Annotated in this window: 23 protein-coding genes and 1 pseudogene; 13 read left to right on the top strand and 11 right to left on the bottom strand. The window is 70.4% G+C overall.

Translation table 11 applies throughout. The features are described 5' to 3' along the window. Positions 1-145 precede the first annotated feature (145 nt). A complete protein-coding gene (locus tag OHB49_RS20165) occupies positions 146-502 on the bottom strand; it encodes a VOC family protein (protein WP_030977783.1) in 357 nt (118 codons plus the stop codon). A gap of 401 nt (positions 503-903) precedes the next feature. On the opposite strand from OHB49_RS20165, the gene OHB49_RS20160 reads away from it, so the two are divergent. The 3 genes from OHB49_RS20160 to OHB49_RS20150 all read left to right on the top strand — a co-directional run bounded on the left by OHB49_RS20160 (position 904) and on the right by OHB49_RS20150 (position 2,438). Then, the gene (locus OHB49_RS20160; protein ID WP_030977785.1) at positions 904-1,344 is read left to right on the top strand and encodes a helix-turn-helix domain-containing protein; all 441 of its coding nucleotides are present in this window, start codon (positions 904-906) and stop codon (positions 1,342-1,344) included. Positions 1,345-1,371: 27 nt separating this feature from the next. After that, positions 1,372-1,986, top strand: coding sequence for a hypothetical protein (locus OHB49_RS20155; protein ID WP_030977787.1), 615 nt, complete (start codon positions 1,372-1,374; stop codon positions 1,984-1,986). A 113-nt stretch (positions 1,987-2,099) separates the two neighbouring features. Then, complete coding sequence (locus OHB49_RS20150) at positions 2,100-2,438, top strand: DUF2516 family protein (RefSeq protein WP_030977789.1); 339 nt, start codon at positions 2,100-2,102, stop codon at positions 2,436-2,438. On the opposite strand, the gene OHB49_RS20145 is transcribed toward OHB49_RS20150, so the two are convergent. The 3 genes from OHB49_RS20145 to OHB49_RS20135 form a co-directional block, all read right to left on the bottom strand. Further along, the gene (locus tag OHB49_RS20145) at positions 2,420-3,769 is read right to left on the bottom strand and encodes a PP2C family protein-serine/threonine phosphatase (protein ID WP_030977791.1); all 1,350 of its coding nucleotides are present in this window, start codon (positions 3,767-3,769) and stop codon (positions 2,420-2,422) included. The two genes, OHB49_RS20150 and OHB49_RS20145, sit on opposite strands and share 19 nt — an antisense overlap. Before the next feature lie 313 nt (positions 3,770-4,082). After that, entirely contained in the window at positions 4,083-5,162 is a 1,080-nt protein-coding gene (locus OHB49_RS20140) for a C40 family peptidase (protein WP_329161945.1), read from the bottom strand. Positions 5,163-5,378: 216 nt separating this feature from the next. Then, positions 5,379-6,155: a class I SAM-dependent methyltransferase gene (locus tag OHB49_RS20135; protein WP_313938469.1), complete on the bottom strand. Its 777-nt coding sequence runs from the start codon at positions 6,153-6,155 to the stop codon at positions 5,379-5,381. Between the two features lie 181 nt (positions 6,156-6,336). Here OHB49_RS20135 and mshA point away from each other — a divergent pair, with 181 nt between their 5' ends. The 3 genes from mshA to OHB49_RS20120 all read left to right on the top strand — a co-directional run bounded on the left by mshA (position 6,337) and on the right by OHB49_RS20120 (position 10,123). Continuing rightward, positions 6,337-7,689, top strand: a complete 1,353-nt coding sequence (mshA, locus tag OHB49_RS20130; protein WP_030977794.1) for a D-inositol-3-phosphate glycosyltransferase — start codon at positions 6,337-6,339, stop codon at positions 7,687-7,689. Between the two features lie 102 nt (positions 7,690-7,791). After that, on the top strand, positions 7,792-8,301 hold the full coding sequence (locus OHB49_RS20125) for a YbjN domain-containing protein (RefSeq protein WP_030977795.1): 510 nt from the start codon (positions 7,792-7,794) through the stop codon (positions 8,299-8,301). Between the two features lie 121 nt (positions 8,302-8,422). Then, on the top strand, positions 8,423-10,123 hold the full coding sequence (locus OHB49_RS20120; protein WP_329161941.1) for a glycosyl hydrolase family 28-related protein: 1,701 nt from the start codon (positions 8,423-8,425) through the stop codon (positions 10,121-10,123). An 18-nt stretch (positions 10,124-10,141) separates the two neighbouring features. Here the strand turns inward: OHB49_RS20120 and OHB49_RS20115 are convergent. Then, positions 10,142-11,153, bottom strand: a pseudogene (locus OHB49_RS20115) (phosphotransferase family protein). Positions 11,154-11,310: 157 nt separating this feature from the next. Between OHB49_RS20115 and OHB49_RS20110 the strand changes: the two are divergent. Further along, entirely contained in the window at positions 11,311-12,096 is a 786-nt protein-coding gene (locus tag OHB49_RS20110; RefSeq protein ID WP_329161939.1) for a hypothetical protein, read from the top strand. 43 nt (positions 12,097-12,139) lie between these two features. Here OHB49_RS20110 and OHB49_RS20105 read toward each other — a convergent pair whose 3' ends face one another. The 4 genes from OHB49_RS20105 to OHB49_RS20090 all read right to left on the bottom strand — a co-directional run bounded on the left by OHB49_RS20105 (position 12,140) and on the right by OHB49_RS20090 (position 15,711). Further along, a complete protein-coding gene (locus tag OHB49_RS20105) occupies positions 12,140-12,382 on the bottom strand; it encodes a hypothetical protein (RefSeq protein WP_030977803.1) in 243 nt (80 codons plus the stop codon). Continuing rightward, positions 12,379-12,627: a hypothetical protein gene (locus OHB49_RS20100; RefSeq protein WP_030929472.1), complete on the bottom strand. Its 249-nt coding sequence runs from the start codon at positions 12,625-12,627 to the stop codon at positions 12,379-12,381. The genes OHB49_RS20105 and OHB49_RS20100 overlap by 4 nt, the downstream gene beginning before the upstream one ends. Before the next feature lie 321 nt (positions 12,628-12,948). Continuing rightward, complete coding sequence (locus tag OHB49_RS20095; RefSeq protein WP_329161936.1) at positions 12,949-14,637, bottom strand: serine/threonine-protein kinase; 1,689 nt, start codon at positions 14,635-14,637, stop codon at positions 12,949-12,951. A gap of 312 nt (positions 14,638-14,949) precedes the next feature. Continuing rightward, a complete protein-coding gene (locus tag OHB49_RS20090; RefSeq protein ID WP_030977807.1) occupies positions 14,950-15,711 on the bottom strand; it encodes a phosphoglyceromutase in 762 nt (253 codons plus the stop codon). Between the two features lie 195 nt (positions 15,712-15,906). On the opposite strand from OHB49_RS20090, the gene OHB49_RS20085 reads away from it, so the two are divergent. Continuing rightward, the gene (locus OHB49_RS20085; protein ID WP_037853470.1) at positions 15,907-17,211 is read left to right on the top strand and encodes an MDR family MFS transporter; all 1,305 of its coding nucleotides are present in this window, start codon (positions 15,907-15,909) and stop codon (positions 17,209-17,211) included. A 549-nt stretch (positions 17,212-17,760) separates the two neighbouring features. Here the strand turns inward: OHB49_RS20085 and phoU are convergent. Beyond that, on the bottom strand, positions 17,761-18,438 hold the full coding sequence (gene phoU / locus OHB49_RS20080; protein ID WP_030977810.1) for a phosphate signaling complex protein PhoU: 678 nt from the start codon (positions 18,436-18,438) through the stop codon (positions 17,761-17,763). A 195-nt stretch (positions 18,439-18,633) separates the two neighbouring features. Between phoU and OHB49_RS20075 the strand changes: the two genes are divergently transcribed. Further along, positions 18,634-19,908, top strand: a complete 1,275-nt coding sequence (locus tag OHB49_RS20075) for a sensor histidine kinase (RefSeq protein WP_329161933.1) — start codon at positions 18,634-18,636, stop codon at positions 19,906-19,908. Continuing rightward, positions 19,905-20,585: a response regulator transcription factor gene (locus OHB49_RS20070; protein ID WP_030977814.1), complete on the top strand. Its 681-nt coding sequence runs from the start codon at positions 19,905-19,907 to the stop codon at positions 20,583-20,585. The genes OHB49_RS20075 and OHB49_RS20070 overlap by 4 nt, the downstream gene beginning before the upstream one ends. A gap of 72 nt (positions 20,586-20,657) precedes the next feature. Here the strand turns inward: OHB49_RS20070 and OHB49_RS20065 are convergent, their stop codons facing one another. Further along, a complete protein-coding gene (locus tag OHB49_RS20065) occupies positions 20,658-21,368 on the bottom strand; it encodes a hypothetical protein (RefSeq protein ID WP_030977816.1) in 711 nt (236 codons plus the stop codon). A gap of 598 nt (positions 21,369-21,966) precedes the next feature. On the opposite strand from OHB49_RS20065, the gene OHB49_RS20060 reads away from it, so the two are divergent. The 3 genes from OHB49_RS20060 to ispF all read left to right on the top strand — a co-directional run bounded on the left by OHB49_RS20060 (position 21,967) and on the right by ispF (position 23,982). After that, complete coding sequence (locus OHB49_RS20060) at positions 21,967-22,449, top strand: CarD family transcriptional regulator (RefSeq protein WP_006380568.1); 483 nt, start codon at positions 21,967-21,969, stop codon at positions 22,447-22,449. A gap of 299 nt (positions 22,450-22,748) precedes the next feature. After that, positions 22,749-23,495, top strand: coding sequence for a 2-C-methyl-D-erythritol 4-phosphate cytidylyltransferase (ispD, locus tag OHB49_RS20055; protein ID WP_030977819.1), 747 nt, complete (start codon positions 22,749-22,751; stop codon positions 23,493-23,495). Then, on the top strand, positions 23,485-23,982 hold the full coding sequence (ispF, locus tag OHB49_RS20050; RefSeq protein ID WP_329161931.1) for a 2-C-methyl-D-erythritol 2,4-cyclodiphosphate synthase: 498 nt from the start codon (positions 23,485-23,487) through the stop codon (positions 23,980-23,982). The genes ispD and ispF overlap by 11 nt, the downstream gene beginning before the upstream one ends. Positions 23,983-24,090 lie beyond the last annotated feature (108 nt).

Genomic DNA, 24,090 nt, shown 5'->3' with positions numbered 1-24,090 from the left:
GCCGAGGCCGGTGTGCGCGGTGAACCGGCCCCCCCGCTCCTGCCTCTCGGGCCGTCGATCCCGAGGACCTCGACTCCACTCCCGATCAAGGACACCTCGCGGGTGGACCAGGGCGCGGGAGCGGGGGCCGGTACTCAGTCGGCGCTCATCGGTCCTGAAGCAGCCCGAGGACGTTGCCGTCGGGGTCGGTGACGGTGGCCACCAGCCGGCCGCCACCGACATCGTGAGCGGGCTCCTGCACGGTGGCACCCGCGGCGGTCACCTCGGCGAGCTTCGCCTCGATGTCCGGCACGTGCCAGTAGGCCACCGGTGAGGTCATGCCCTGCGGTCCACCGCCCGGCACCAGCCCGATGTGCTGGCCCGCGGCCTCGAAGCCGACGTAGTAGGACTCGTCGGCCTGCGGCGGTACGCCGAGCAGGGCGGCGTACACCTTCTTGGCCGCCGCCAGGTCGGAAACGGGGTGCAGCACGGTCTTGATGCCCTGGGTGGAAGAGCCGGTCATGGTCACTCCTGAAGTCGTGGGTCCGGTCGGGTTTGTCCGGCGATCGGCAGCCCGATCGCCTCGGACGGTGATTTCTCCGTTGGCCGTTCGTCTTGACCGGGCCCAGCCCGCAAGAGAAGGAGAACCACCGGAACCACCTCCGCGCGGTCACGCTAACTGCGGCCCGGGGGTCCGCGCTTCTCGAATCCTGATCGGTCCGGGCACCTGTTTCGCGACGCACGACGGGATCCCCGCACTCGGTGCCGAGATCCGGCGCGCTGCGTTCGACCCCGGCCGGAAGCCGGCCGCCGATGCCAACGGCGCATACGACACTCGGGGTCACTCGGTCACGTACCGTGATGTGGAACACTATTGCAAGCACGTGCTTGCAATAGTTAGCGGTGATGGCGCACTATCGAGGTATGGCATCACTCAACGTCGGCAATCTCGGCGAGTACCTGCGCGAGCAGCGCCGCACTGCGCAGCTCTCGCTGCGGCAGCTCGCCGATGCCGCCGGGGTGTCCAATCCGTATCTCAGCCAGATCGAACGCGGGCTGCGCAAGCCGAGCGCCGAGGTGCTGCAGCAGGTCGCCAAGGCGCTGCGGATCTCCGCGGAGACCCTCTATGTGCGGGCCGGGATTCTGGACGAGCGGGAGCGGGAGGAGCTGGAGACCCGGGCGGTCATCCTGGCCGATCCGTCCATAAACGAGCGGCAGAAGAACGTGCTGCTGCAGATCTACGACTCCTTCCGCAAGGAGAACGGGTTCGAATCCGGCTCCGGCGACACCGATGACGAATCCGGCCTCAGCGCCGACGGCACAGATGCCGATACAGCTTCAAAGCCTTCACCACCCTCAAACTGAGTCTGATGATCCGGGAGGACCACAGTCATGGCCATCACCGATGACCTGCGTAAGACCCTCACCGACCCGACCCCTCTCTACTTCGCCGCCGGTACGGCCGACCTCGCCGTCGAGCAGGCGCGGAAGGTCCCGGCGCTGATCGAGCAGCTGCGGGCCGAGGCGCCCGAGCGGTTCGAGGCTGTGCGCAACGCCGACCCGCGGGCCGTGCAGGAGAAGGTGACCACGCAGGCCAAGGAGGCGCAGGCCACCGTGCAGGCCAAGGTCACCGAGGTGCTCGGTTCGCTCGACACCGATCTGAAGAAGCTCGGCGAGTCCGCTCAGGACCTGGCGCTGCGGAGCTTGGGTGTGGCCGCGGAGTACGCGGTCCGGGCCCGGGAGACGTACGAGAAGGTCGCCGAGCGCGGCGAGCAGACCGTGAAGACGTGGCGTGGCGAGACCGCCGAGGATCTTGTGGAGATCGCCGTCGTGGTCGAGCCGCGGCGGGAGTCCGAGCCGAAGCCGAAGCCGGCGCCTGCCGCGAAGAGCGAGCCGAAGAGCGCCGCCAAGGCGGAGACCCGGACCCCCGGCACGCCCGCCAAGAAGGCGCCGACGCCCGTGCGCAAGCCCGTAGCGAAGAAGACCACGCCGCCGACCGCCAAGTAGCGCCGCGGCCGATGTGTACCGGGGCGCGGGCCGGGCACCTTTCGGGGTGGCCGGCTCGTTGTCCCGGTACCTTGGCGGCGAGGCGCTCATCCATTCATTAGGCGGTGCACACCATGTTGCTCACGGGGTTCAGCACACTTGTCTGGCTGCTCTACCTGATCATGCTCGTCCTGGCCGTGGTCGCGCTGTTCCTGGCCGCGACGGCCCGCGAGGATGCGTACCGCGCCGCGGACAAGCAGAAGAAGTCCTTCTGGCTGATCATTCTCGGCATCACCGTTGCCGTGAACCTCTTCGTGCCGATGCTGTTCCTGCAGCTTGCGGGCGCGGTCGCGTCGATCGTCTTCATGGTCGACGTACGGCCCGCGCTGAAGGCGGTCTCCGGTGGCGGCGGCGGCCGGCGCGGTGGTTCCAGCAGCGACGGCCCGTACGGGCCCTACAACGGCGGGCGCTGAGCGCTCACGGGTGACGCCGATCCGGGGCGGGGGCGCGGAAGGGACGCGCTCCGGCCCCGATCACCATTGCGGCTCCGGTCGGTGCTCCGGTCGCGGTCGAGCAGCAGGACCGCGACGTCGTCGGTGAGTTCGCCGCCGTTCAGCTCGCGCACCTCGGCGACGGCCGCCTCCAGCAACGCCTCGCCGCTGAGCCCCTCCGTCAGCTGGCGGTTGATCATCGCGACCATGCCCTCCTGGCCGAGCCGCTGCGTTCCGGTCGGCCCGACGCGACCCTCGATCAGCCCGTCCGTGTACATCATCAGGCTCCACGACCCGCCCAGTTCGACCTGGCGGCGCGGCCAGCGGGCGTGCGGCAGCAGGCCCAGCGCCGGGCCGCCGTCCTCGTACGGGAGCAGCTGAGCGGCCCGTCCGTGGCGAGTGATCAGCGGGGCGGGGTGGCCCGCCAGGCAGAGCCCGGCGCGTCGGCCGTCGGGGGTGATGTCGACGGTGCAGAGCGTCGCGAAGATCTCCTCGCTCTCCCGTTCGTGCTCCAGAACCTGCTGGAGCGTGGAGAGCAGTTCGTCCCCGCAGAGCCCTGCCAGCGTCAACGCCCGCCACGCTATGCGCAGTTCGACACCGAGCGCCGCCTCGTCCGGGCCGTGGCCGCAGACGTCACCGATCATCGCGTGGACGGTGCCGTCGGGAGTACGGACCGTGTCGTAGAAGTCCCCGCCGAGCAGCGCACGGCTGCGGCCGGGGCGGTAGCGGGCGGCGAACCGCAGATCGGAGCCCTGCAGCAGCGGGGTGGGCAGCAGGCCGCGTTCCAGCCGGGCGTTCTCCTGGGCGCGCAGTTTCGACTCGGTGAGCTGGTGCTGCGCGACGTCGGCGCGTTTGCGTTCGACGGCGTAGCGGATGGCGCGCGTCAGCAGCCGCCCGTCGAGCTCGCCGCGGAAGAGGTAGTCCTGGGCGCCGACGCGAACCGCCTCGGCGGCCAGCTCGGTGTCGTCCTCCGCGGTGAGCGCGAGGACGGCGTGGCGCGGTGCGACCCGCAGGACGTGCTTGAGGGTGGCGAGCTCCGCGGGCCCCTCGGCACCCTCGTCGACGCGAGCCTCGCTGCTGGGCGGCAGGGCCAGGTCCAGCAGGATGCAGTCGACGTCGTCCGTGAGGAGCCGTCCCGCCTCGGTCAGATTGCGGGCGGTCCGGATGCGGACCCGGGTGCCGGCCGCGGCAGGGAGCTCCGGGACGGTGAAGGTGCCCGCCGGGTCGTCCTCGATCACCAGGAGGGTGAGGTGGGCGACGTGGGTGGCCTCCGAGGTGGGAGCGACACGCTGCTGCGGTACGGGTACGGGCATAGGTTCGGTTTCCTTCCCTCCCCCCGAGGGCGCGGCGGAACGACGATCGACGACCCACCAGACCGGGACCATAGCGGTACTGGACATGCGAACGGAATGGCGAATGTCATCCGACCGCTGGCATATGCGGAGCCATAAGCCGCGTCCCGTCACGGATCCGGCGAGAAATCCGCACCCCTGGGCGGTCCGAGGGTCATGACGAACATCACCCCTGCGGTATGGGTGCGGGTGGCGTGCCTCACGGCGCGGCGGGGCGAGCGCGTGGTCCGGGTCACTCGCGCGCGGCGGCCCGGGTCCGTACGGCGTGGCCCGGTCACCGGTCCGGGCGAACCACCCCGAGGATCTCCATCGAGCCCGCCCCCGCGAGTGTCACGTTCCGCCCCGGGCGCGGTGCGTGCACGATGGCACCGTCGCCGATGTACATCCCCACATGGCTGGCGTCACCGTGGTAGATGATCAGGTCGCCGGGGCGCATGTCCTTGACGGCGATGTGCGGCAGCTGCCGCCACTGCTCCTGCGAGGTGCGCGGGATCGGCCGTCCCGCCGCCGCCCACGCCTGGGACGTCAGGCCCGAGCAGTCGTACGATCCGGGGCCCTCGGCCCCCCAGACGTACGGCTTGCCGATCTGGGCCGTCGCGAAGGCCACCGCCTTCTTTCCGCGGGCGCTCGCCTCGCGGTTGATCTCCTTGAGCGCGCCGGAGCCGAGCCAGGCGGTCTGCGCCTTGTACTCCGCCTCCTGCTCCAGTTCGAGAAGGCGTGCCCGCTCCTCCTTCTCCAGCTGTGATTCCAGCTTCTTCGCCGCCGCGATCTGCCCGTTGATCCGCTTCTTGGCCTTGGCCTGTTTGAGGCGATTGGCCTCGAGCTTCTTCCAGTTGCTGCTCGCGTCCTTGGTGTACGCCTCCAAGTCCTGCTGGGTCCTGGTGAGTTCGCCGAGGACCCCCTTGGCGGCCTGCTGGCCCTGCCAGACCTTGTTCACACCGTCCATGAACAGCCGCGGGTCGTCGCTGAGCATCATCTGCGCGCCCGGCGGCAGCCCGCCGGTGCGGTACTGCTCGCGGGCCTGGGCACCCGCCCGGCTCTTGAGGTCGGCGATCTTCGCCTGTCCCGCGACGATCGCCTGCGCCAGCTTGACGATCTCGCCGGACTGCTTCTTCGCCTGCTCCTCGGCGAGGTTGTACGCGTCGGTGGCCGCCCCGGCCTTGCGGTAGAGGGCGTCGATCTCCTCGCGTACCTCTTCGAGGCTCTTCCCCTGTGGACCTGCCGGTGCGGTGGGGGAGGAGGAGTGGGAGGGAGAGGGTGGTGCGGGTGTGGCGAAGGCCTGGGTCGGCACGGTCAGTACGGCCAGAGCGCAGACCAGAGTGATCGCGGCAGCGGCACAGTGACGTCGGTTCACAAGCTCCCCCTCCGAGCGGATCTGATTTACCGTCAGTAACTTTTCGTGGCGTCGCGATCGTGCCATGCCGTACCGAAAAGCAACAGAGGCATTCCCCTTCATCCCGGACGAACGGCGTCGCGTCCGTGTTCCCGGTTGCGCCCCGGACCGCACCTGTTCAGCGCCTGTTGGGCCGTCGCTCGGCGCCCGTCGGGCCACCGCTGCGCGCTTGTCCGGCTACCGCTCGGGCCGCAACGCCGACCATTCCACCGTGACTTCGCCCTGCCGCCACCGTCGTACCCCGTCCGTCAGCGGCCAGTCCCCCGACAGCGTGCGCACCGCGGTGATCCAGCGCTGCCGCGCGCCCAGTGAGGCGTACGGAGCCGCTGCGGCCCACGCCCGGTCGAAGTCGCGCAGGAACGCGTGGACCGGTTCGCCCGGCACATTGCGGTGGATCAGCGCCTTGGGGAGGCGTTCCGCGAGGTCGGAGGGGCGGTCGAGGGAGCCGAGGCGGGTTGCGAACGTGACCGTGCGCGGGCCTTCCGGGCCGAGCGCCACCCACACATGGCGCCGTCCGATCTCGTCGCAGGTGCCCTCCACCAGAAGCCCGTCGGGGGCGAGCCGGGCGCAAAGCCGCCGCCAGACCGCGGCGACCTCACCCTCGTCGTACTGGCGCAGCACGTTCGCCGCCCGGATGAGGGCGGGGCGGCCGGGCAGCGGGATCTCGAAGCCGCCGTGGACGAAGGTGAGGCCCTCGCGCTCGTACGGCTTCGCTGCCGCGACCCGGTCCGGGTCGATCTCGATGCCGACGACCGCGGTGCGCGGCTCGGCGGTGCGCAGGCGTTGCAGCAGCTCGACGGCGGTCCAGGGGGCGGCGCCGTATCCGAGGTCGACCGCGACGGGGGCGTCGGAGCGGCGCAGGGCGGGGCCGTGCGTGGCGGCGATCCAGCGGTCCATGCGGCGGAGCCGGTTCGGGTTGGTGGTCCCGCGGGTCGCGGTGCCGATGGGGCGCATGACAGCGAGCCTAACGATCCCGCGGACCCGGGCGGGCCGCGGTGACGCGCCGTAGCTGATCGTAATGATTTGGCAAAACGGAAACGGAAGCGGAAATGAAAGGAGGCGTTCCGCTGTTTCAGGGTCCGAGGGGGCGCATGCCCCTTCAGTGTCATGCCCCGAGCGAGGAGGACCGGACGACGTGAGCCAGTACGTCTCTCGGCTCGGCAGCAACCGCATGGCGCCACGCCTGAGGTTTCCCGGTGCCTTCCCCGGCAGTCACCGCAAACCGCGGCGCATCGCGATGCTCTCCGTGCACACCTCCCCGCTTCACCAGCCGGGTACGGGCGACGCGGGCGGCATGAACGTCTACATCGTGGAGCTGGCCAAACGGCTCGCCGCGATCAACATCGAGGTGGAGATATTCACCCGGGCCACCACCGGCGCCCTGCCTCCGGCGGTCGAACTGGCGCCCGGCGTCCTGGTGCGGCACGTCGACGCGGGGCCGTACGAAGGTCTGGCCAAGGAGGACCTGCCCGCCCAGCTCTGCGCCTTCACCCACGGGGTGATGCAGGCCTGGGCCGGCCAGCGCCCGGGCTACTACGACCTGGTCCACTCCCACTACTGGCTCTCCGGCCATGTCGGCTGGCTCGCCGCGCAGCGATGGGGCGTCCCCCTCGTGCACGCCATGCACACCATGGCGAAGGTGAAGAACGCGGCGCTCGCCGAGGGTGACACCCCCGAGCCGGCCGCCCGGGTCATCGGCGAGACCCAGATCGTCAGCGCCGCCGACCGGCTGATCGCGAACACCGCGGAGGAGGCGGACGAGCTCGTCCGCTTCTACGAGGCCGATCCGGCGGCCGTCGCCGTCGTCCACCCCGGGGTCAACCTGGAACGCTTCCGCCCCGCCGACGGCCGGGCCGCCGCCCGGGCCCGCCTCGGACTGCCCCAGGACGCCTTCGTCCCGCTCTTCGCCGGCCGTATCCAGCCGCTGAAGGCCCCCGATGTGCTGCTGCGCGCGGTGGCCGTGCTGCTGGACCGCGATCCGTCGCTGCGGACCCGGATGGTCGTACCGGTGGTCGGCGGCCCCAGCGGCAGCGGGCTCGCCAAGCCGGAGGGCCTGCAGAAGCTGGCGGCGCGGCTCGGGATCGCGGATGTCGTACGGTTTCACCCGCCGGTCGGGCAGGACCAGCTCGCCGACTGGTTCCGGGCGGCGTCCGTGCTGGTCATGCCCTCGTACAGCGAATCGTTCGGCCTGGTCGCCATCGAGGCGCAGGCGGCCGGCACCCCGGTGGTCGCGGCTGCCGTCGGCGGACTGCCGGTGGCGGTACGGGACGGGGCGAGCGGCTTCCTGATCCCCGGGCACGACCCGCAGGCGTACGCGCAGCAGCTGGCCCGATTCGCCGAGTCGCCGGAACTCGTCGCCAGGATGGGTGCGGCGGCCGCCGCGCATGCGCAGGGCTTCGGCTGGGACACGGCGGCGTCCGCGACCGCCGACGTCTACACGGCCGCCCTTCACGAGCACCGCCGTCGCGTACGCGTGCACCAAGGCTGAAGCAGGCGCGAGCCCATGGCCGAGGTGCGCGAGCGCCACGGCAGACCCACGCGACCCGCGCCCGCGCCCATGCGTGCATCCCGGCTGACGTACGCTCACCCCATGGCTGACGTATCCGCCGCAGCGGCAACCGCGCAGGTCATCGAGGCGACGTTGAAGGACGCCGAGCTCGAGTGGGAGAGCCCCGAGTCCGGCAGCTACGTCGTGAAGCTGCCCGGCACCCGCAAGCTGTCCACCACCTGCTCCCTCATCGTCGGCGCGCACTCGCTCTCCCTCAACGCGTTCGTCATCCGCCACCCGGACGAGAACGACGCGGCGGTCCACCGCTGGCTGCTGGAGCGCAACCTGCGGCTCTTCGGCGTGAGTTACGCGATCGACCGGCTCGGCGACATCTATCTCGTCGGCCGGCTGCCGCTCTCCGTGGTCACCCCCGAGGAGCTGGACCGGCTGCTCGGCGTCGTCCTCGAAGCGGCCGACGGCTCCTTCAACACACTGCTGGAGCTGGGCTTCGCGAGCGCGATCCGCAAGGAGTACGCGTGGCGGGTGTCGCGCGGCGAGTCCACGCGGAATCTGGACGCGTTCACGCATCTGACCCAGCGCCCCGCCAACTGACCTTCTCGGTCCACCCAATTCGGCGGCGCACGACTCTTTCGCTGCGCCGTCGCGCCGTGGCATGCTCACCGCCGACGCAAACATGAACGTCGTTCACATGTATGAAAGGCGGGTCGGTTCGATGGCTTCTGTGGGGAACATCAGCAGACGTGGACTGCTCGGCAGCGCGGTGGCCGTGGCCGCAGCCGCGGCGACCGGCGTGATCGGCGCGGGCACCGCCCGGGCGGCCACGCAGGGCGCGCAGGGCGGCCACGCCTCGGGCGGCGTCACCCCCCTCTGGCGCGAGTTCGCCGCCACCCCCTTCACCCACGCCCAGGTTCCGTTCATCGGCCGGGCCGGCTACCGGGGTGGCTCCGACCTCCCCCGGCACCGCAAAGTCGTCGCCAACGTCCTGCACTACGGCGCCGAACCGGACGGCTCCGCCGACGCCGCCCCCGCGATCAACCGTGCCATCGCCGCTGCCGGAGAGCGTGGCGGTGGCACGGTGCTCATTCCCGCAGGCACGTACCGCATCGACGACATCATCCGGATCGGCCACAGCAATGTGGTGGTGCGCGGTGCGGGCAGCGGACGTACGAAGCTGTACGCGACCAAGAACCTCACCGAGCTGATCGGCGTGTACGGCAGCCGCTACGGCGGCGACAAGTCCAGCTGGTCCTGGGCCGGCGGCCTCATCTGGCTCTGCCCCGAGGACCGTTGGACCTCGCTCACCGACGCCATCAAGGCGAAGGCCTGGCCCTTCGAGGGCTGGACCGGCAACAAGCGCGACGAGTGGCAGACCCTGACGACGGTCGCAGCCGCCCGCCGCGGCGACCGGTCGATCACCGTCGAGTCCACGAAGCAGCTGAAGCGCGGCGGGCTCGTCCTGCTCCGCCTCGCCGACGACGCCGACCACACCCTCCTGGAGCACATGGCGGGCGGCGGCCCCGGCCCTGAGGAGTACTACTGGGACGACAAGACCAAGCTGACCTCGTACGTTCCCTACGAGTGGCCGGTCCGCATCACCGCCGTACACGGGCACAAGGTCACCCTGGAGCGTCCGCTCCCGCTGGATGTCCGCCCCGAGTGGGACCCGCGCCTGACCACGCTCGCCACCCCGCTGACCGGCTCCGGCGTCGAGGGCCTCACCCTCGAGGCGGTCGAGACCCCGCAGTCGCTGCATCTGCTCGACAAGGGATACAACGGGGTCGCCTTCCAGTGCGCGTACGACTGCTGGGCGGACGACATCACCGTCCGCCACGTCGACAACGGCTTCGGGCTGATCGGCGCGTCCGCCTGCACCCTGCGCGGCACACGGGTCGAGGGCCGCGGCTCCCACCACCCGTACTACTGCCGTGAGGGTTCGCACGACAACCTGATCGAGGACTTCACGATCGCTCAGCGCACCGTCCCGGCGCCCGCGGGGACGCAGCTGCACGGCATCAACGTCGAGGGGCTGTCCAGCTACAACGTCTGGTCGCGCGGCGAGATGGAGATGGGGACGTTCGACTCGCACCGCGGGATGCCGTTCGCCAACGTCCGCACCGACATCACGGTGAACAACAACGGCCGGCACGGCGGCGACGCGAGCGCGGGACCGCTCTTCGGCGCCCGCTTCACGCACTGGAACATCCGGGTCACCAACGGGCGGGCCGGCCTGATGCGGATCGACGGGCTCGCCCCGTACAGCGCGACGGTCGGCGTCAGCGAGGTGACGGAGTTCGACCAGATCGACGTCCCGGACTTCACCGGCGACCTGCACACGCGGCTGGAGGCGTACGGCACACCGGAAGCGGTGTGGCCGCCGAACCTGCACGACGCACAGCGCGCCCTGGTGCGCTGACGGGCGTCGGCGCTGCGGTCACTTCCGGGTCCGCAGCGCCGACTCGACGTCCACCAGCGCCGATTCGAGCTGCGGCCCGACCTCGCGCCATACCCACTCCCGCGTCTCGGCGGGGGAGCGGCGGGGGACGGTCTCCACCAGCATGATCAGGTAGAGATAGCAGCGGTAGAGCGCGAGCCGCAGCCGCAGGGACGAGTCGAACACCACGGCCCCGTCCGCCGCCGACGACGCGTACCCGGCGAGGAGATCCTCGTCCTTCTCCACATCCCCGAGCAGGGCGAGCGAGACGAAGTCGGCGGCCGGGTCGCCCCAGAACATCCGCTCCCCGTCGATGATCCCGCCGATCGTCCGGGCCCCCGGCTCCCCGTCGACGAGCAGATTGCCCTGCCACAGGTCGAAGTGGACGAGGGCGGGCCGGGTGACGTCGTCGAGGACGGGCGCCGCAGCGGAGCAGCGCGCGGATCGGGTCCGTCGGGCGCGGCAGCCGGGCACCGTACGCGTCCGCGTCGGCAAGCACGGCGTCCGTCATGGCGGTGAACGCCTGCCGCCAGGTCGGGGCCAACGGGCCCAGCGCCTGGGCCGGGTAGCCGAATCCGCCGGGCCCGGTGACGGAGTGCAGCCGCCCGACGAGCCGCCCCAGCTCGTGCCTGAGCCGCCGCTCCTCGCCGTCCGCCAGGGCCGGGCTGATCCCGTACCAGGGCTGCCCGGGGCAGGCCGACATGATCAGGTACGGTCCGGTCGCGGAGCCGGGATCGAGCCGGCTGTGCACGACACCGGGGACCGCGACGTCCCCCATCGCTGCCGCCGCCGAGTAGAAGGTGACCTCATTGACCAGGAGGTCGCGCTCGTAGGTCATCGCCGCGGCGGTCGGCGGCGGCGGTATTTTCACCACCCAGTCCCGCCCGTCGGTGAGCGTGACGCGGGTGACGGCGTTGTACGTGCCACCGGTGAGCGGGCCGCACGCCGCGATGCGGCCGGCCCCGATTCCGATGTCGTCGAGGACGGTGGAGACGGTTGCTCGGCTCTGCATGTGCGTGCCCCTTCGCGCCGGTTGTGGACCGGACGGTTCTGCGCCGACCCGGGTACCCGCCCGGCGTCTTCACCGGATGATCACAACGCAATTACGATCAACTCCTGTGCCCGAATTGGTTGATCGTCAAACCACTGCTGACTCATAGAGTTGGGTCATGAGACCTACTGTCATACGTCGCGCCGCCGTTGCCGCCTGCACGGCTTCCCTCGCTCTGGTCGCCACCGCCTGCGGAGGCTCGGATTCCGGCAGTGGGGGCGCGGACGGAAAGGGCAAGGAGAGCGCTGCGGCCGAGCCCGCCGCGGTCAAGGCGCTGACCGCCGCCGAACTGGACAAGGCGGCGCTGGTCCAGGGCGACGTCAAGGGGCACAAGGTCAGCAAGGCGGGCAAGGACGACGCCGTCGACGCGTCCGCGGTCACCGTGGACGACAAGGCCTGTGACACCTTCGCCGACGCACTGCTGGGCGCCCGGGTCGGCAAGCCCGTGGCGGCCAACCAGCGCAAGGTCGTCAGCGAGCCCAAGAAGGACCAGAAGGAGAAGCAGGACAGCGCGGACGCGGAGGAGGCGTTCATCGCGGCCTTCGACATCACGACGACGATGGCGTCCCTCTCCTCGTACGACGGCAAGGGCGCCCAGGACACGATCGACGGCCTGCGCACCGCGGCCACCGCGTGCTCCGGCGGCTTCGGCCTCACCGTGGCCGGCGACAAGCAGAAGGTCGTCAAGATCGAGGAGGAGAAGATCTCGGGCGGCGAGGAGGCCGCGGCCTGGACGGTGACAGTGGAACAGGGCGGCGAGAAGGCCCCGTTCAAACTCGTGGTCGTGCGCCAGGGCGCCACGATCGCCTCGTTCACATCGCTCAACCTGGCGGCGTCCGGCACCGGCAAGGACTACCCGCTGCCGACCGCGGTGGTCGACGCGCAGCTCGCGAAGCTGGCCTGAACAGCGGGACCCGTCCGGGCGAACGGGCCCGGGGCGAACGGCCTCAGGGAAGCGGGACGAGCCGCACCACGGTGACCGTGAGAACGGACCCGGACACGTAATAGAGCACGATGGCCCCGAGGACCGTCGCCTCGCGGCGGTCGTGCTCACTCTTGACGGCCGACGACCCGTGCGCGTACGGGTCGCGCCCCAAGGTCCGCGCCATCTCGTCGCGGAACGTACCGCTCTCCCGCATCTTGGCCAGGGTGTCGTCGGCGGGCGGGGCGTATGAGATGCGGAAACTCAAGAGACGCTCCGCCTCTCCGCCTCGTCCTGCGCCAGCCGGTCCAGGATCCGCTCGGCCTCGGGATCGGGCACGGCCTCCAGCATCCAGTGCCGCATGACGGCCTGGATCTCGTGCACCCCGGCCTCGTTGATGGCGTGGTCGAACTCCTCGCGTCTGTCCTCGGGGAGCGTGGCACGGATGTCCGGGATGCTGTTGGGCACTTCGACCTCGGTGCCGCCGACAAAGGTCTTCAGAGGCTCACCCATGTTCGTTCTCCCGATCTCTCAACGCGCGCGCCCCAATCTAGGGGCTGTAACGCCCTTCAGTGCGACAGGGAATGGTCAGGTCGGTGTGGACGCAGAGCCAAGTAACTGTGGACTCGGTGCCAACGACTTCCCCTCAGCGATGATCGGGCTGACAGCCCTAAGGGATGTCCCTTAATCCCTGGTGGATCAGCGCGCGGCGTCAGATGCGGTGCATCGCAAGGCGGAGGGGCGTCCTCATAGTGGGCGTATTCGGGCGTTCCGACAACGCGGCGAGGTGCCGTAGCTGTCGTCGCGCGCCCGCCGGGGGTTACGGGACAGCCCTTAGCCCGCCCGCCGCCACACCGTCATGTCCGCGGTCACAAAGGCGATGTCCGGCATCGCGGTCGACTTCGTCACGATTACGAGCAGCGCGATGTCCCCGTTGCGGTGCTGGACGCAGATCTCCCTGCCGGACGCCGCCGCGGCGAGCGGGAGGCGATGGGCCGTCTGACCGTTGGTGAGGAGGCGGCACTCGTCGGGGCCCGCGACCGGATCGCCGAAGACCATGGTGAACACGCTGGTGTCGCTCTCCAGCGTGCAGCCGGCGTCCTTCGCGCAGGTGAAACGGATGTCCCCCTTGCGGTCCTTGCGTTGGACCGGTTTCTTGAAGCTCAGTGAGTTCTTCGCGTCCAGCCACTGCCCGGTGTACGGTTCGCCGTGCGTCGACGCGGGTGCGGTCGCTGAGGGGTTGGCTGCTCCCGACGCCTCGCCCGGCCCCTCGCCCGCCCCATCGCCATCGGCCCCCGACTTCGCCCCAGGGGCGGACGGGGAAGGGGAGGTGGACGCCTCCGCGGTCGTCCCCGGACCGGCCGCCGCCGCCGAGCCCGTACCACCCGAGCGGCCATCGTCCCGGCCACGGAACACGCCCGTCGCGTCCATGACCGTCCACGCCAGGACCGTGAGCACCAGCACGACCGCCGTCACAGCCGCGCCCATGGCCGGCCTGGTCCCGCGTCTTCGTGAGGGCGCCCTGCCCGGGTCCGTCGGCGCCGCCCACGGATCCCGCGCCTGCTGCGGCCCGGTGGCGACCAGCGGCAGCGTGTGTGCCGGCGTGGGATCGGACACGGGTGGCGGCACCGTCACTTCCGGCCCCATGACCTCTCGCCAGACGGTCGGCCCTGCGCCCGCGTCGGCGTCCCCGCCCAGCTCCTGGCGGCACCACTCCACGACCTCCGCCAGGGTGGCACGCTCCGCCGGATCGGCGGCCAGGCAGCGGGCGATCAACGGGCGGAGCCGAGTGGGCAGCAGCGACAGATCGGGCTCGGAGTGCACGATCCGGTACAGCACGCTGACCGCGGGACCATCCCCGTACAGCGGCTCACCGAGCGCCGCGAACGCCGCGGTCTGGCCGAGCGCGAACACGTCGGTCGCCGCCGTGACCTCGCCCCCGGACGCCTGCTCGGGAGCCATGAACTGAGGCGTGCCGATGGTGGACCCCGTGGCGGTGTACGAACTGACGCCCGCGGCCAGCGAGATGCCGAAGTCGATCACGCGCGGGCCGTCGGACGCGAGCAGGACGTTCGACGGCTTCAGGTCGCGGTGCACGATCCCCGCACCGTGGATGGCCTGGAGAGCCTCGGCGACTCCGGCCATCAGCCACAGCACCGCGGGCACCGGCAGCGCCCCAGCCCGTCCGACAGCCTCCGCCAGCGAGGGTCCGGGTACGTACAGCGTGGCCAGCCAGGGCGGTGCGCCGTCCGCGTCGCCGTCGATCAGCTCCGCGGTGTACGCGCCCCTGACCCGCCGGGCGGCCTCCATCTCCCGGCGGAAACGCCGCCGGAAGGCGGGGTCGTCGGCCAGTTCGGGCCGGACGACCTTGATCGCCACCGGCCGGCCGCCCTGCGTGTGCGACAGGTAGACCCGCCCCATGCCGCCTGCACCGAGCCGCGCGGCCAGACGATAACCGGCCACCACGGACGGATCGTCCGCCTGCAGCGGCTGGAACACTTCAGGCGCATCGCACGTCGCCATTCGTCCCCCTGATCCCCTGGTCAACAAGTGAGTTGCTGCTGACCGACGGGAAGTAGCCTAGGCCGTTCGGTTCTTGGACCGTGTCGCGGAGCCGGATGACGATCGCGGCGATGGCCGGAGTGCCGCTCAGCACGGCTTTCCAGGTGGCGTCGGCCTTCCGGCGGCGATGCCGCTCGTAGACGGTTTGCCGAGGGCCGTACCGCCCGGACACTCCGATCCGGGGCCGCTGAGGGCCCTGATCGGAGTGCCCGGGCCGCGAAAATGCCTCCCAACCGCGCCGATTGCGCAGGTGGGAGGCATGATCAAAAAAGGCTACTTCTTCTTGCCCTGGTTCTTCACGGCCTCGATGGCGGCCGCTGCCGCGTCCGGGTCGAGGTATGTGCCGCCCGGCTTCAGGGGGCGGAAGTCGGCGTCGAGCTCGTAGACGAGCGGGATGCCGGTCGGGATGTTCAGGCCCGTGATGTCGGCGTCGGAGATGCCGTCGAGGTGCTTGACCAGGCCGCGGAGGCTGTTGCCGTGGGCGGCGACCAGGACCGTGCGACCGGTCAGCAGGTCCGGGACGATGTTGTCGTACCAGTACGGCAGCATGCGCTCGACGACGTCCTTGAGGCACTCGGTCCGCGGGCGCAGCTCGCTCGGGATCGTGGCGTAGCGCGGGTCGTCGCTCTGCGAGAACTCGGTGCCGTCCTCGAGGGCCGGCGGCGGGGTGTCGTACGAGCGGCGCCAGAGCATGAACTGCTCCTGGCCGAACTCGGCGAGCGTCTGCGCCTTGTCCTTGCCCTGGAGGGCGCCGTAGTGGCGCTCGTTCAGCCGCCAGGAGCGGTGGACCGGGATCCAGTGGCGGTCCGCGGCCTCCAGCGCGAGCTGGGCGGTGCGGATGGCGCGCTTCTGGAGGGAGGTGTGCAGGACATCGGGGAGCAGACCGGCGTCCTTGAGCAGCTCACCGCCGCGGACTGCCTCCTTCTCGCCCTTCTCGGTGAGGTTGACGTCCACCCAACCGGTGAACAGGTTCTTCGCGTTCCATTCGCTCTCGCCGTGGCGGAGGAGGATCAGCTTGTACGGTGCGTCGGCCATGAGCCCGAGCGTAATCGAAGCCTCCGGGCCCTCGCTCCCCCGGTCACAGGGCGGACAGTGCGAGGGGGCGGCCGGGGACGATTGACGGCGCGCGTCAATCGAGTGGCGGTCGGGAACCCCCGCTTCGTAATGTTCGGACTGCGGCCGGGACACTTACCGACCGCATCCGTCCCGCACGTCCCTGGGGGAACCCGTATGTCTGTCGCCGGTCTCAGACGGGCCGCACACGAGACCGTCTCCGGTCTCCCCAGAGAGTTCTGGTGGCTGTGGACCAGCACCCTGGTCAACCGGCTCGGGGCGTTCGTCGCCACTTTCATGGCGCTCTACCTGACTCTGGACCGCGGCTACTCCGCCTCGTACGCGGGTCTGGTCGCCGCGCTGCACGGACTGGGCGGGGTCATCTCCTCGCTCGGTGCCGGGGTGATGACCGACCGGCTCGGGCGCCGGCCCACCATGCTGATCGCGCAGAGCTCGACCGCCGTGTCGGTGGCCGTGCTCGGCTTCATGGTCCATCCGGTCGCGATCGCCGCCGTCGCCTTTGTCGTCGGTATGGCCAGCAACGCGTCGCGGCCCGCGGTCCAGGCGATGATGGCCGACATCGTCCGCCCCGAGGACCGGGTGCGTGCGTTCTCCTTGAACTACTGGGCGGTCAACCTCGGCTTCGCGGTCTCCTCCGCCGGTGCCGGGTTCATCGCCGAGTACAGCTATCTCGCCGGGTTCATGGTCGAGGCCGCGATGACGCTGTTCTGCGCGGTCGTCGTCTTCCTGAAGGTGCCGGAGTCCCGGCCGCAGAAGGCGCCCGCGGCGGCCGGCGGCACGCTGCCGGCCGAGCCCGACGTCCGGCTGTCCACCGTGCTGCGCGACGGCCGGTTCATGAGCGTCGTCGGGCTGTCGTTCGTGGTGGCGCTGATCTTCCAGCAGGGGTACGTGGGGCTGCCGGTCGCGATGGGTACGGACGGGCTCTCCAGCTCCGACTTCGGCACCGCGATCGCCGTCAACGGTGTGATGATCGTGGCACTCCAGATCCCGGTCGGCCGCTTCATCCAGCACCGCGACCCGCGTCGGCTGCTGATCGTGTCGTCCCTGCTGGCGGGGTACGGATTCGGGCTGACCGCGTTCGCCGGATCGGTGGCCGTGTACGCGCTGACGATCTGTGTCTGGACGATCGGCGAGATCATCAACGCACCGGTCCAGAGCAACCTGGTCGTCCGCCTCTCCCCGGCCCACGGCCGGGGCCGCTATCAGGGCATGTACACGCTGTCGTGGTCGGCGGCGGCGCTGGTCGCTCCGCTGATGTCCGGTCTGGTGATCGACCACTACGGGGCGAAGTGGCTGTGGGGGATGTGCGGGGTGCTGGGGACCGTGGCGGCGCTCGGGTACTGGATGCTCATGCGTGGGCTTTCGCCGGAGGAGAAGGTGACCGGGGTGGTGACGGCTGCCGAGGCCGAGCCGGATGCGGCCTCGGGTGCGCCGCAGGGCGTGGTGGAGCCGGCGGTCTGACCGGCGATCGGGGTGCGGGTGCGGGTGTGCTCGCCCCCGCACGGCGTTCGCTACGCGGTGCCCGCCGGCTCGCGCGGTGCGTCCCGCCGGTCGGGGACCGGCGCCGCTTCGCCCCGGCGGGCCCACAGGCAGAACACCGGTGTCGTCACCGCCGCCTGAAACGGGCATGACCGGCGCCCCGCGCGGAGTTCCGCACGGGGCGCCGTCTGCACGCTTGCGTCCGGTCAGTCTCGGCTAGCCGCCGCACTGGCACGGGGCGCCCGACTGGCAGCCGCACCCGCAGCCCGAGCCGCAGCCACAGGCACCGAGCACCGTCAGATGGACCACTTCAGCGGGTGTCTCCTGCTGTGGGTCGGTCGTGGGGGAGTCGGACATCGTTCCTCCTCAAGGACGTACATCCAGGCGTACGACAGGGCCGTACGACTGACGACGACGTACGACCGGGGCGTACGACGTCGGCGTGCCGCCCCACCCCATTGCATGCCCAAACGGGCCCGCACGTGAACGGCGCACCGACGGCGCACTAGCGCAGAAGCCGCCCGATCTTCGCTACGCGCCCTCCACCGGGGTCTGCGTCTGCAGGTCATCGGCGTGCTCGCCCGTCACCAGGTAGACGACCCGCTTGGCGACCGACACCGCGTGGTCGGCGAAACGCTCGTAGTAACGGCCGAGCAGCGTGACGTCGACGGCGGTCTCGATGCCGTGCTTCCAGCGGTCGTCCATCAGGTGCTGGAACAGCGTGCGGTGCAGCAGGTCCATCTCGTCGTCGTCCTGCTCCAGCTGGAGCGCCAGGTCGACATCCTTCGTAATGATCACCTCGGCCGCCTTGGCCATCAGCCGCTGCGCCAGCTGCCCCATCTCCAGGATGGTGGCGTGCAGGTCGTTCGGCACCGCCGACTCCGGGAAGCGCAGCCGGGTCAGCTTGGCGACGTGCTGGGCGAGGTCGCCCGAGCGCTCCAGATCGGCGCTCATCCGCAGCGAGGTGACCACGATCCGCAGGTCGGTCGCCACAGGCTGCTGGCGTGCGAGCAGGGCGATCGCCCGCGCCTCCAGGTCGTGCTGCAGGTCGTCGACCTTCTGGTCCGCAGCGATCACGCTCTCGGCGAGCTTGAGATCGGCGTCGAGCATGGACGTCGTCGCCCGCCCGATCGCCGACCCGACGAGCCGCGCCATTTCGACGAGGCCTTCGCCGATCGAGTCGAGTTCCTCGTGGTAAGCGTCGCGCATGGAAGTCCTCTCCAGTCCTCACTAAGCCCGGGGCCAGGTCTGAACCCCACGCTCTCACCCTGCGTGTCGTACGCGTCCGGATCCGGCCGACCAAGTGAACCAACGCTTGCCCCTCGGTGAACTCTGGGCGACGAGTGTTCGAGTAGGCACCCGGACGGCTGGGAGAGTGGGCTCGGACCCGCTTAACCTTTAGGTATGGACGTGAACGCGGCGGTCGCCGCAGCTGCAGCGATCGCCGGGTTGTGTACCGGTGTGATCGCCATGCTGGCGTTCCGCTGGAGCGAGCGCGACCAGAAGAAACCGACGCGCACGTCTCTGCGGCCCGACAGCAACGGGGCACTGCCCCCCGGAGTCGACACGGTCCTCTCCGTCCTCTCCTCCTCCGCGGTCGTGCTCGACGAGAGCGACAGCGTCGTCAAGGCCAGCTCCGCCGCGTATGCGCTGGGCCTGGTCAGGGGCGGCCGGCTGGCCGTCGAGCCAATGCTGCACATGGCCAGGGACACCCGCCGGGACGGTGAGATACGGCAGGTCGAACTGGACCTGCCGCGGCGCGGTACGGGCCGCGGCGAGGCCCTCGCGGTCTCCGCCCGGGTCGCTCCGCTGGGTTCCCGGCTGGTGCTCCTGCTGGTCGAGGACCTCACCGAGGCGCGCCGTATCGAAGCGGTACGGCGCGACTTCGTCGCCAACGTCAGCCATGAGCTCAAGACCCCGGTCGGTGCGCTCTCGCTGCTCTCCGAGGCGGTCATGGACGCCTCCGACGACCCGGAGGCGGTGGAGCGGTTCGCCGGCAGGATGCAGATCGAGGCGACCCGGCTGACCAACCTCGTACAGGAACTGATCGACCTCTCCCGGGTGCAGAACGACGACCCGCTGGAGGACGCCGAGCCGGTCCGGGTGGACGAACTGGTCGCCGAGGCCATCGACCGCTGCCGTCAGCAGGCCGGATCGAAACAGATCACCATGGCGGCCGGCGGCACCGCGGAGCTCCGCATCTGGGGCAACCGCGGCCAGCTCGCCGCGGCACTCGGCAATCTCGTCGAGAACGCCGTCAACTACAGCCCCGCTCGCACCCGTGTCGGCATCGCCGCGAGGCGCCTGGCCGTTCCGGGTGGGGACGAGATCGAGATCGCCGTGACCGACCAGGGCATCGGCATCTCGGAGAAGGACCGCGAGCGGGTCTTCGAACGCTTCTACCGCGTCGACCCGGCCCGCTCACGGGCCACCGGTGGCACCGGTCTCGGCCTCGCCATCGTCAAGCATGTGGCCGCCTCGCACGGCGGGGAGGTCACCGTGTGGAGCTCGGAGGGCCAGGGCTCCACCTTCACCCTGCGGCTGCCCGAAGCGGGTTCCGTACGGGACCGAGACCGTGCAACCGGCGGACCGCTCATCGTCAACGGTGGCGACGGGACCTATCGGACCGCCAACCCCGACACCCTTGAAACATTCCCTGCCCCGGAGGTCCTTCCGTGACCCGAGTGCTTGTCGTCGAGGATGAGGAATCCTTCAGCGACGCTCTGTCCTACATGCTTCGCAAGGAAGGCTTCGAGGTCGCCATCGCGGCCACCGGCCCGGACGGGCTCGACGAGTTCGAGCGCAACGGCGCCGACCTCGTCCTCCTCGACCTGATGCTGCCCGGTCTGCCCGGCACCGAGGTCTGCCGCCAGCTGCGCAGCAGGTCCAACGTCCCCGTGATCATGGTCACGGCCAAGGACAGCGAGATCGACAAGGTCGTCGGCCTGGAAATAGGAGCCGACGACTATGTGACCAAGCCGTTCTCCTCGCGGGAGCTCGTCGCCCGCATCCGCGCGGTGCTGCGCCGTCGCGGCGAGCCGGAGGAGGTCACGCCGGCCGCCCTGGAGGCGGGTCCGGTCCGGATGGACGTGGACCGTCACGTCGTCACGGTCTCCGGCGGCAAGGTCGACCTCCCGCTCAAGGAGTTCGACCTGCTGGAGATGCTGCTGCGCAACGCGGGCCGGGTGCTCACCCGGATGCAGCTGATCGACCGCGTCTGGGGCGCGGACTACGTGGGCGACACCAAGACCCTCGACGTCCACGTCAAGCGCCTGCGCGCCAAGATCGAGCCGGACCCGGGGGCGCCGCGCTTCCTGGTCACGGTGCGCGGCTTGGGGTACAAGTTCGAGCCGTAAACCGGCCCGCACGCCCACATGACGCAGGCGCCCCCCGGATCCGGGGGGCGCCTGCGTCATACGTGCGTCACATCAGTCGGTCGACGTGTCCGCCGACACCGACGCGGAGGCCGCGTCGGTCGGAGTGGTCTCGTTCTCGCTGCCCGCGGCGCCCGCGTCCTCCTCGCTGCCCGCGGCGCCGGCCTCCTCGGACGGGGTGCCCGACGGCGCGCCCGGGGTTCCGGACGCGGACGGCGAGGCGGACGGCGTCTCCGCCGGTGCCTTCGGCAGCGAGCTCGGGCCGAAGCCCTTGAAGAAGCTGGTGGCCGGGACGACGAACGCGCCGAGCGGGACGTCACCGGTCTCGCTGAACTTGAAGACGACCGCCTGGACGTTGCCGTTCTGCGCGGCCTCGCGGCCGTTCTCGATCACGGCGGACGCGTTGCCCTCGCCGCCCAGGACGACCCTGCCGCCGGCCGGGACGACGACCGGTCCCGCGCCCTCGGCGGCGTGCAGCTGCACCGAGACGTCGGAGCCCGGCAGGGTGATGGCGTCGAGCGTCTGGCGCTTGGTGCCGTTGTTGAACACCGTCGCCGCGATGACGGCCGGACCCTCGGCGCCCTTCTCCGGCTGGGTGATGACGTTCGCGTTCTGGATCCTGATGTCACCGAGGGTGGTGGCAGCGTTGTCCGGCTTGATCTCGAGCGTTTGCGCGTCATTGCCGGCACCACACGCGGAAAGTGCACCGATCGAGATCACGATGGCGGCGGCGGCAAGGGCGCCGCGTCGAAGGCTGCGGCTCACGGCTGCGGCAACTCCTTGAACGTACGACTTCACGGACGGAGGGGCGAGCGACGTAAAGCCGCCCTAAGGGTGTGTCAGCGGCCTTAGGTTACCGAGCCGCCGTCCCCGCCCCGCACCCGACCCGCCCCTACCGCTCCGGGCATCACCACCGGAGCCCTCACCGGGCCCCCACGCCGGTCGCCGCCTCGCGATTTGCGCGCCGTTCACATAACGGGCTTGATCAATTCCCCGGACCTTGACGCATTCCTTGCACATAATCTCCGCAGCGGCCGGGCGGTGATCAATTTCATTGGCCATCGGTACTTTACGTCCGTACGGGTGATCGATCTCCGAACGGAGTAGGGAAAGTCCGCCATCTGGAATCCGGCAAACCGGGACGTTCAACCACTTCGGAGTGGGTTCGAGGATGCGTAACGCGCACGTTTCGCCTCGCCCGTACAGCCGCTCCGACCTGCGAATACCGTCTCCCGGAAGCCTTCCGCAGCACGTTCGTGTTGCTGTTGTCAAGCCCCGAGATATGCCCTGACCTGCGAAAACGCCATTCAGGAGAAGCCGTTCTCGTGTTACTCTGGATAGCCACGGAAGGGGTACCTGTCACATGACGTTCAAGGTTGGCGACACCGTGGTCTATCCCCATCACGGGGCCGCGCTGATCGAGGCTATCGAAACTCGCCAGATCAAAGGCGTGGACAAGACCTACTTGGTGCTCAAGGTCGCCCAGGGCGACTTGACGGTTCGTGTGCCGGCGGACAATGCGGAGTTCGTGGGTGTGCGCGACGTAGTCGGGCAGGAGGGACTGGACCGGGTCTTCGAGGTGCTGCGCGCGCCGTACGCCGAAGAGCCGACGAACTGGTCCCGGCGCTACAAGGCAAATCTCGAGAAGCTCGCCTCCGGCGATGTCATCAAGGTCGCCGAAGTGGTGCGTGACCTGTGGCGTCGTGAGCGCGAGCGTGGACTCTCCGCAGGTGAGAAGCGCATGCTCGCCAAGGCACGGCAGATCCTGGTGAGCGAGCTCGCTCTCGCGGAGAACACGAACGAAGACAAGGCCGAGGCTCTGCTCGACGAGGTCCTCGCGTCCTGACCCGGGATCGCACCGGTCGTAAATAAATGTGCCGCGGTGCCCGCTGACCAGCCGTATTCACGGTGTGTCGTCGGGCGCTGCGGCATGTCCGGAACCGGTCTCCGGACCACCCCATCGATACCTTTCGATATCTTGCTTGCGATCTTGCACAGCCGACCCCGAGCGGCCGATGCGGCTGCCCCACCGACCGGGGATCACGGAAAGGGTCCCGGTCAAGTCAAGCGTCGCGCCCGGCTCGCTTGTGGCCATACCCATGTCGGCCGTGGAAACAAACATGCTGATGCTTCGGAGTGCAACCGATGTCTGATCAATCGCGTCCGTATCGCACCGCCGCGGTGATTCCCGCCGCCGGTCGCGGCGTACGGCTCGGCCCGGGCGCCCCCAAGGCGCTCCGCGCGCTGAGCGGTACGCCCATGCTCATCCATGCGGTACGAGCCATGGCGGCGTCCCGGTCCGTCTCCCTGGTGGTCGTGGTCGCGCCACCGGACGGCGCGCCCGAGGTCAAGAACCTGCTGGACGAACACGCCCTGCCCGAACGCACCGACTACGTCGTCGTGCCGGGCGGGGACACCCGCCAGGAATCGGTCGGGCTCGGCCTCGACGCCCTGCCCGAGGACATCTCCGTCGTCCTCGTCCACGACGCGGCCCGCCCGCTGGTGCCCGTCGACACCGTGGACGCGGTGATCGAGGCCGTACGGGACGGGGCGCCCGCCGTCGTACCCGCACTGCCCCTCGCCGACACCGTCAAGGAGGTCGAGCCCGGCGCGCCCGGCGAGCCGGAACCGGTGCTCGGCACACCCGTGCGGGCCAGGCTGCGCGCCGTACAGACCCCGCAGGGCTTCGACCGGGACACCCTGGTCCGCGCCCACGCGACGGTCGCCCTCGACGGCGAGGGCGCGACCGACGACGCGGGCATGGTCGAACAGCTCGGGGCGCCCGTCGTCGTCGTACCCGGGCACGAAGAGGCATTCAAGGTGACCCGGCCGCTGGATCTGGTGCTGGCGGAGGCGGTTCTCGCGCGCAGGAGGGCGAACGATGGGTTCTGAGCACGCACCGGTGATTCCGCAGGTCGGCATCGGCACGGACATCCACGCCTTCGAGGAGGGCCGCGAGCTGTGGTGCGCGGGCCTGCTCTGGGAGGGCGAGGGCCCCGGTCTCGCCGGCCACTCCGACGCCGACGTCGTCGCCCACGCCGCCTGCAACGCGCTCTTCTCCGCGGCCGGCCTCGGTGACCTGGGCCAGCACTTCGGCACAGGGCGTCCGGAATGGTCGGGCGCCGCGGGCGTCACCCTGCTGGCCGAGGCGGCACGGATCGTCCGGGCCGAGGGGTTCGAGATCGGGAACGTCGCGGTCCAGGTCATCGGCGTACGGCCGAAGATCGGCAAGCGGCGCGACGAGGCGCAGAAGGTGCTGTCGGCGGCGATCGGCGCCCCCGTCTCGCTGTCGGCCGCCACATCGGACGGTCTCGGCTTCACCGGCCGCGCGGAGGGACTCGCGGGGCTCGCGACGGCCCTGGTCTACCGGACAGGCTGACGGCGAGTCCGGTCGGGCGCCGCCGCCGCTGCCCGATGGGTGGCGGTCGGCGCCCCTTCGGGGTGTCTCCTCGGAACCGGCGCGGGAACCGGCGACGAAGACCGACCC

Origin of the sequence: Streptomyces sp. NBC_01717, assembly GCF_036248255.1 — a bacterium.
GTDB lineage: Bacteria > Actinomycetota > Actinomycetes > Streptomycetales > Streptomycetaceae > Streptomyces.
This window is presented reverse-complemented; position numbering and strand designations above follow the sequence as displayed.

Excerpts from the sequence above, each read along its gene's own strand:
- OHB49_RS20060 (WP_006380568.1), top strand. The coding sequence starts at position 21,967 with ATGACGTTCAAGGTTGGCGACACCGTGGTCTATCCCCATCACGGGGCC.
- OHB49_RS20075 (WP_329161933.1), top strand. The coding sequence starts at position 18,634 with ATGGACGTGAACGCGGCGGTCGCCGCAGCTGCAGCGATCGCCGGGTTG.
- phoU (WP_030977810.1), bottom strand. The coding sequence starts at position 18,438 with ATGCGCGACGCTTACCACGAGGAACTCGACTCGATCGGCGAAGGCCTC.
- OHB49_RS20150 (WP_030977789.1), top strand. The coding sequence starts at position 2,100 with ATGTTGCTCACGGGGTTCAGCACACTTGTCTGGCTGCTCTACCTGATC.
- OHB49_RS20095 (WP_329161936.1), bottom strand. The coding sequence starts at position 14,637 with ATGGCGACGTGCGATGCGCCTGAAGTGTTCCAGCCGCTGCAGGCGGAC.
- OHB49_RS20110 (WP_329161939.1), top strand. The coding sequence starts at position 11,311 with ATGAGACCTACTGTCATACGTCGCGCCGCCGTTGCCGCCTGCACGGCT.
- OHB49_RS20120 (WP_329161941.1), top strand. The coding sequence starts at position 8,423 with ATGGCTTCTGTGGGGAACATCAGCAGACGTGGACTGCTCGGCAGCGCG.
- OHB49_RS20155 (WP_030977787.1), top strand. The coding sequence starts at position 1,372 with ATGGCCATCACCGATGACCTGCGTAAGACCCTCACCGACCCGACCCCT.
- OHB49_RS20135 (WP_313938469.1), bottom strand. The coding sequence starts at position 6,155 with ATGCGCCCCATCGGCACCGCGACCCGCGGGACCACCAACCCGAACCGG.
- OHB49_RS20145 (WP_030977791.1), bottom strand. The coding sequence starts at position 3,769 with ATGCCCGTACCCGTACCGCAGCAGCGTGTCGCTCCCACCTCGGAGGCC.
- OHB49_RS20125 (WP_030977795.1), top strand. The coding sequence starts at position 7,792 with ATGGCTGACGTATCCGCCGCAGCGGCAACCGCGCAGGTCATCGAGGCG.
- ispD (WP_030977819.1), top strand. The coding sequence starts at position 22,749 with ATGTCTGATCAATCGCGTCCGTATCGCACCGCCGCGGTGATTCCCGCC.
- OHB49_RS20100 (WP_030929472.1), bottom strand. The coding sequence starts at position 12,627 with ATGGGTGAGCCTCTGAAGACCTTTGTCGGCGGCACCGAGGTCGAAGTG.
- OHB49_RS20160 (WP_030977785.1), top strand. The coding sequence starts at position 904 with ATGGCATCACTCAACGTCGGCAATCTCGGCGAGTACCTGCGCGAGCAG.
- OHB49_RS20085 (WP_037853470.1), top strand. The coding sequence starts at position 15,907 with ATGTCTGTCGCCGGTCTCAGACGGGCCGCACACGAGACCGTCTCCGGT.
- ispF (WP_329161931.1), top strand. The coding sequence starts at position 23,485 with ATGGGTTCTGAGCACGCACCGGTGATTCCGCAGGTCGGCATCGGCACG.
- OHB49_RS20090 (WP_030977807.1), bottom strand. The coding sequence starts at position 15,711 with ATGGCCGACGCACCGTACAAGCTGATCCTCCTCCGCCACGGCGAGAGC.
- OHB49_RS20165 (WP_030977783.1), bottom strand. The coding sequence starts at position 502 with ATGACCGGCTCTTCCACCCAGGGCATCAAGACCGTGCTGCACCCCGTT.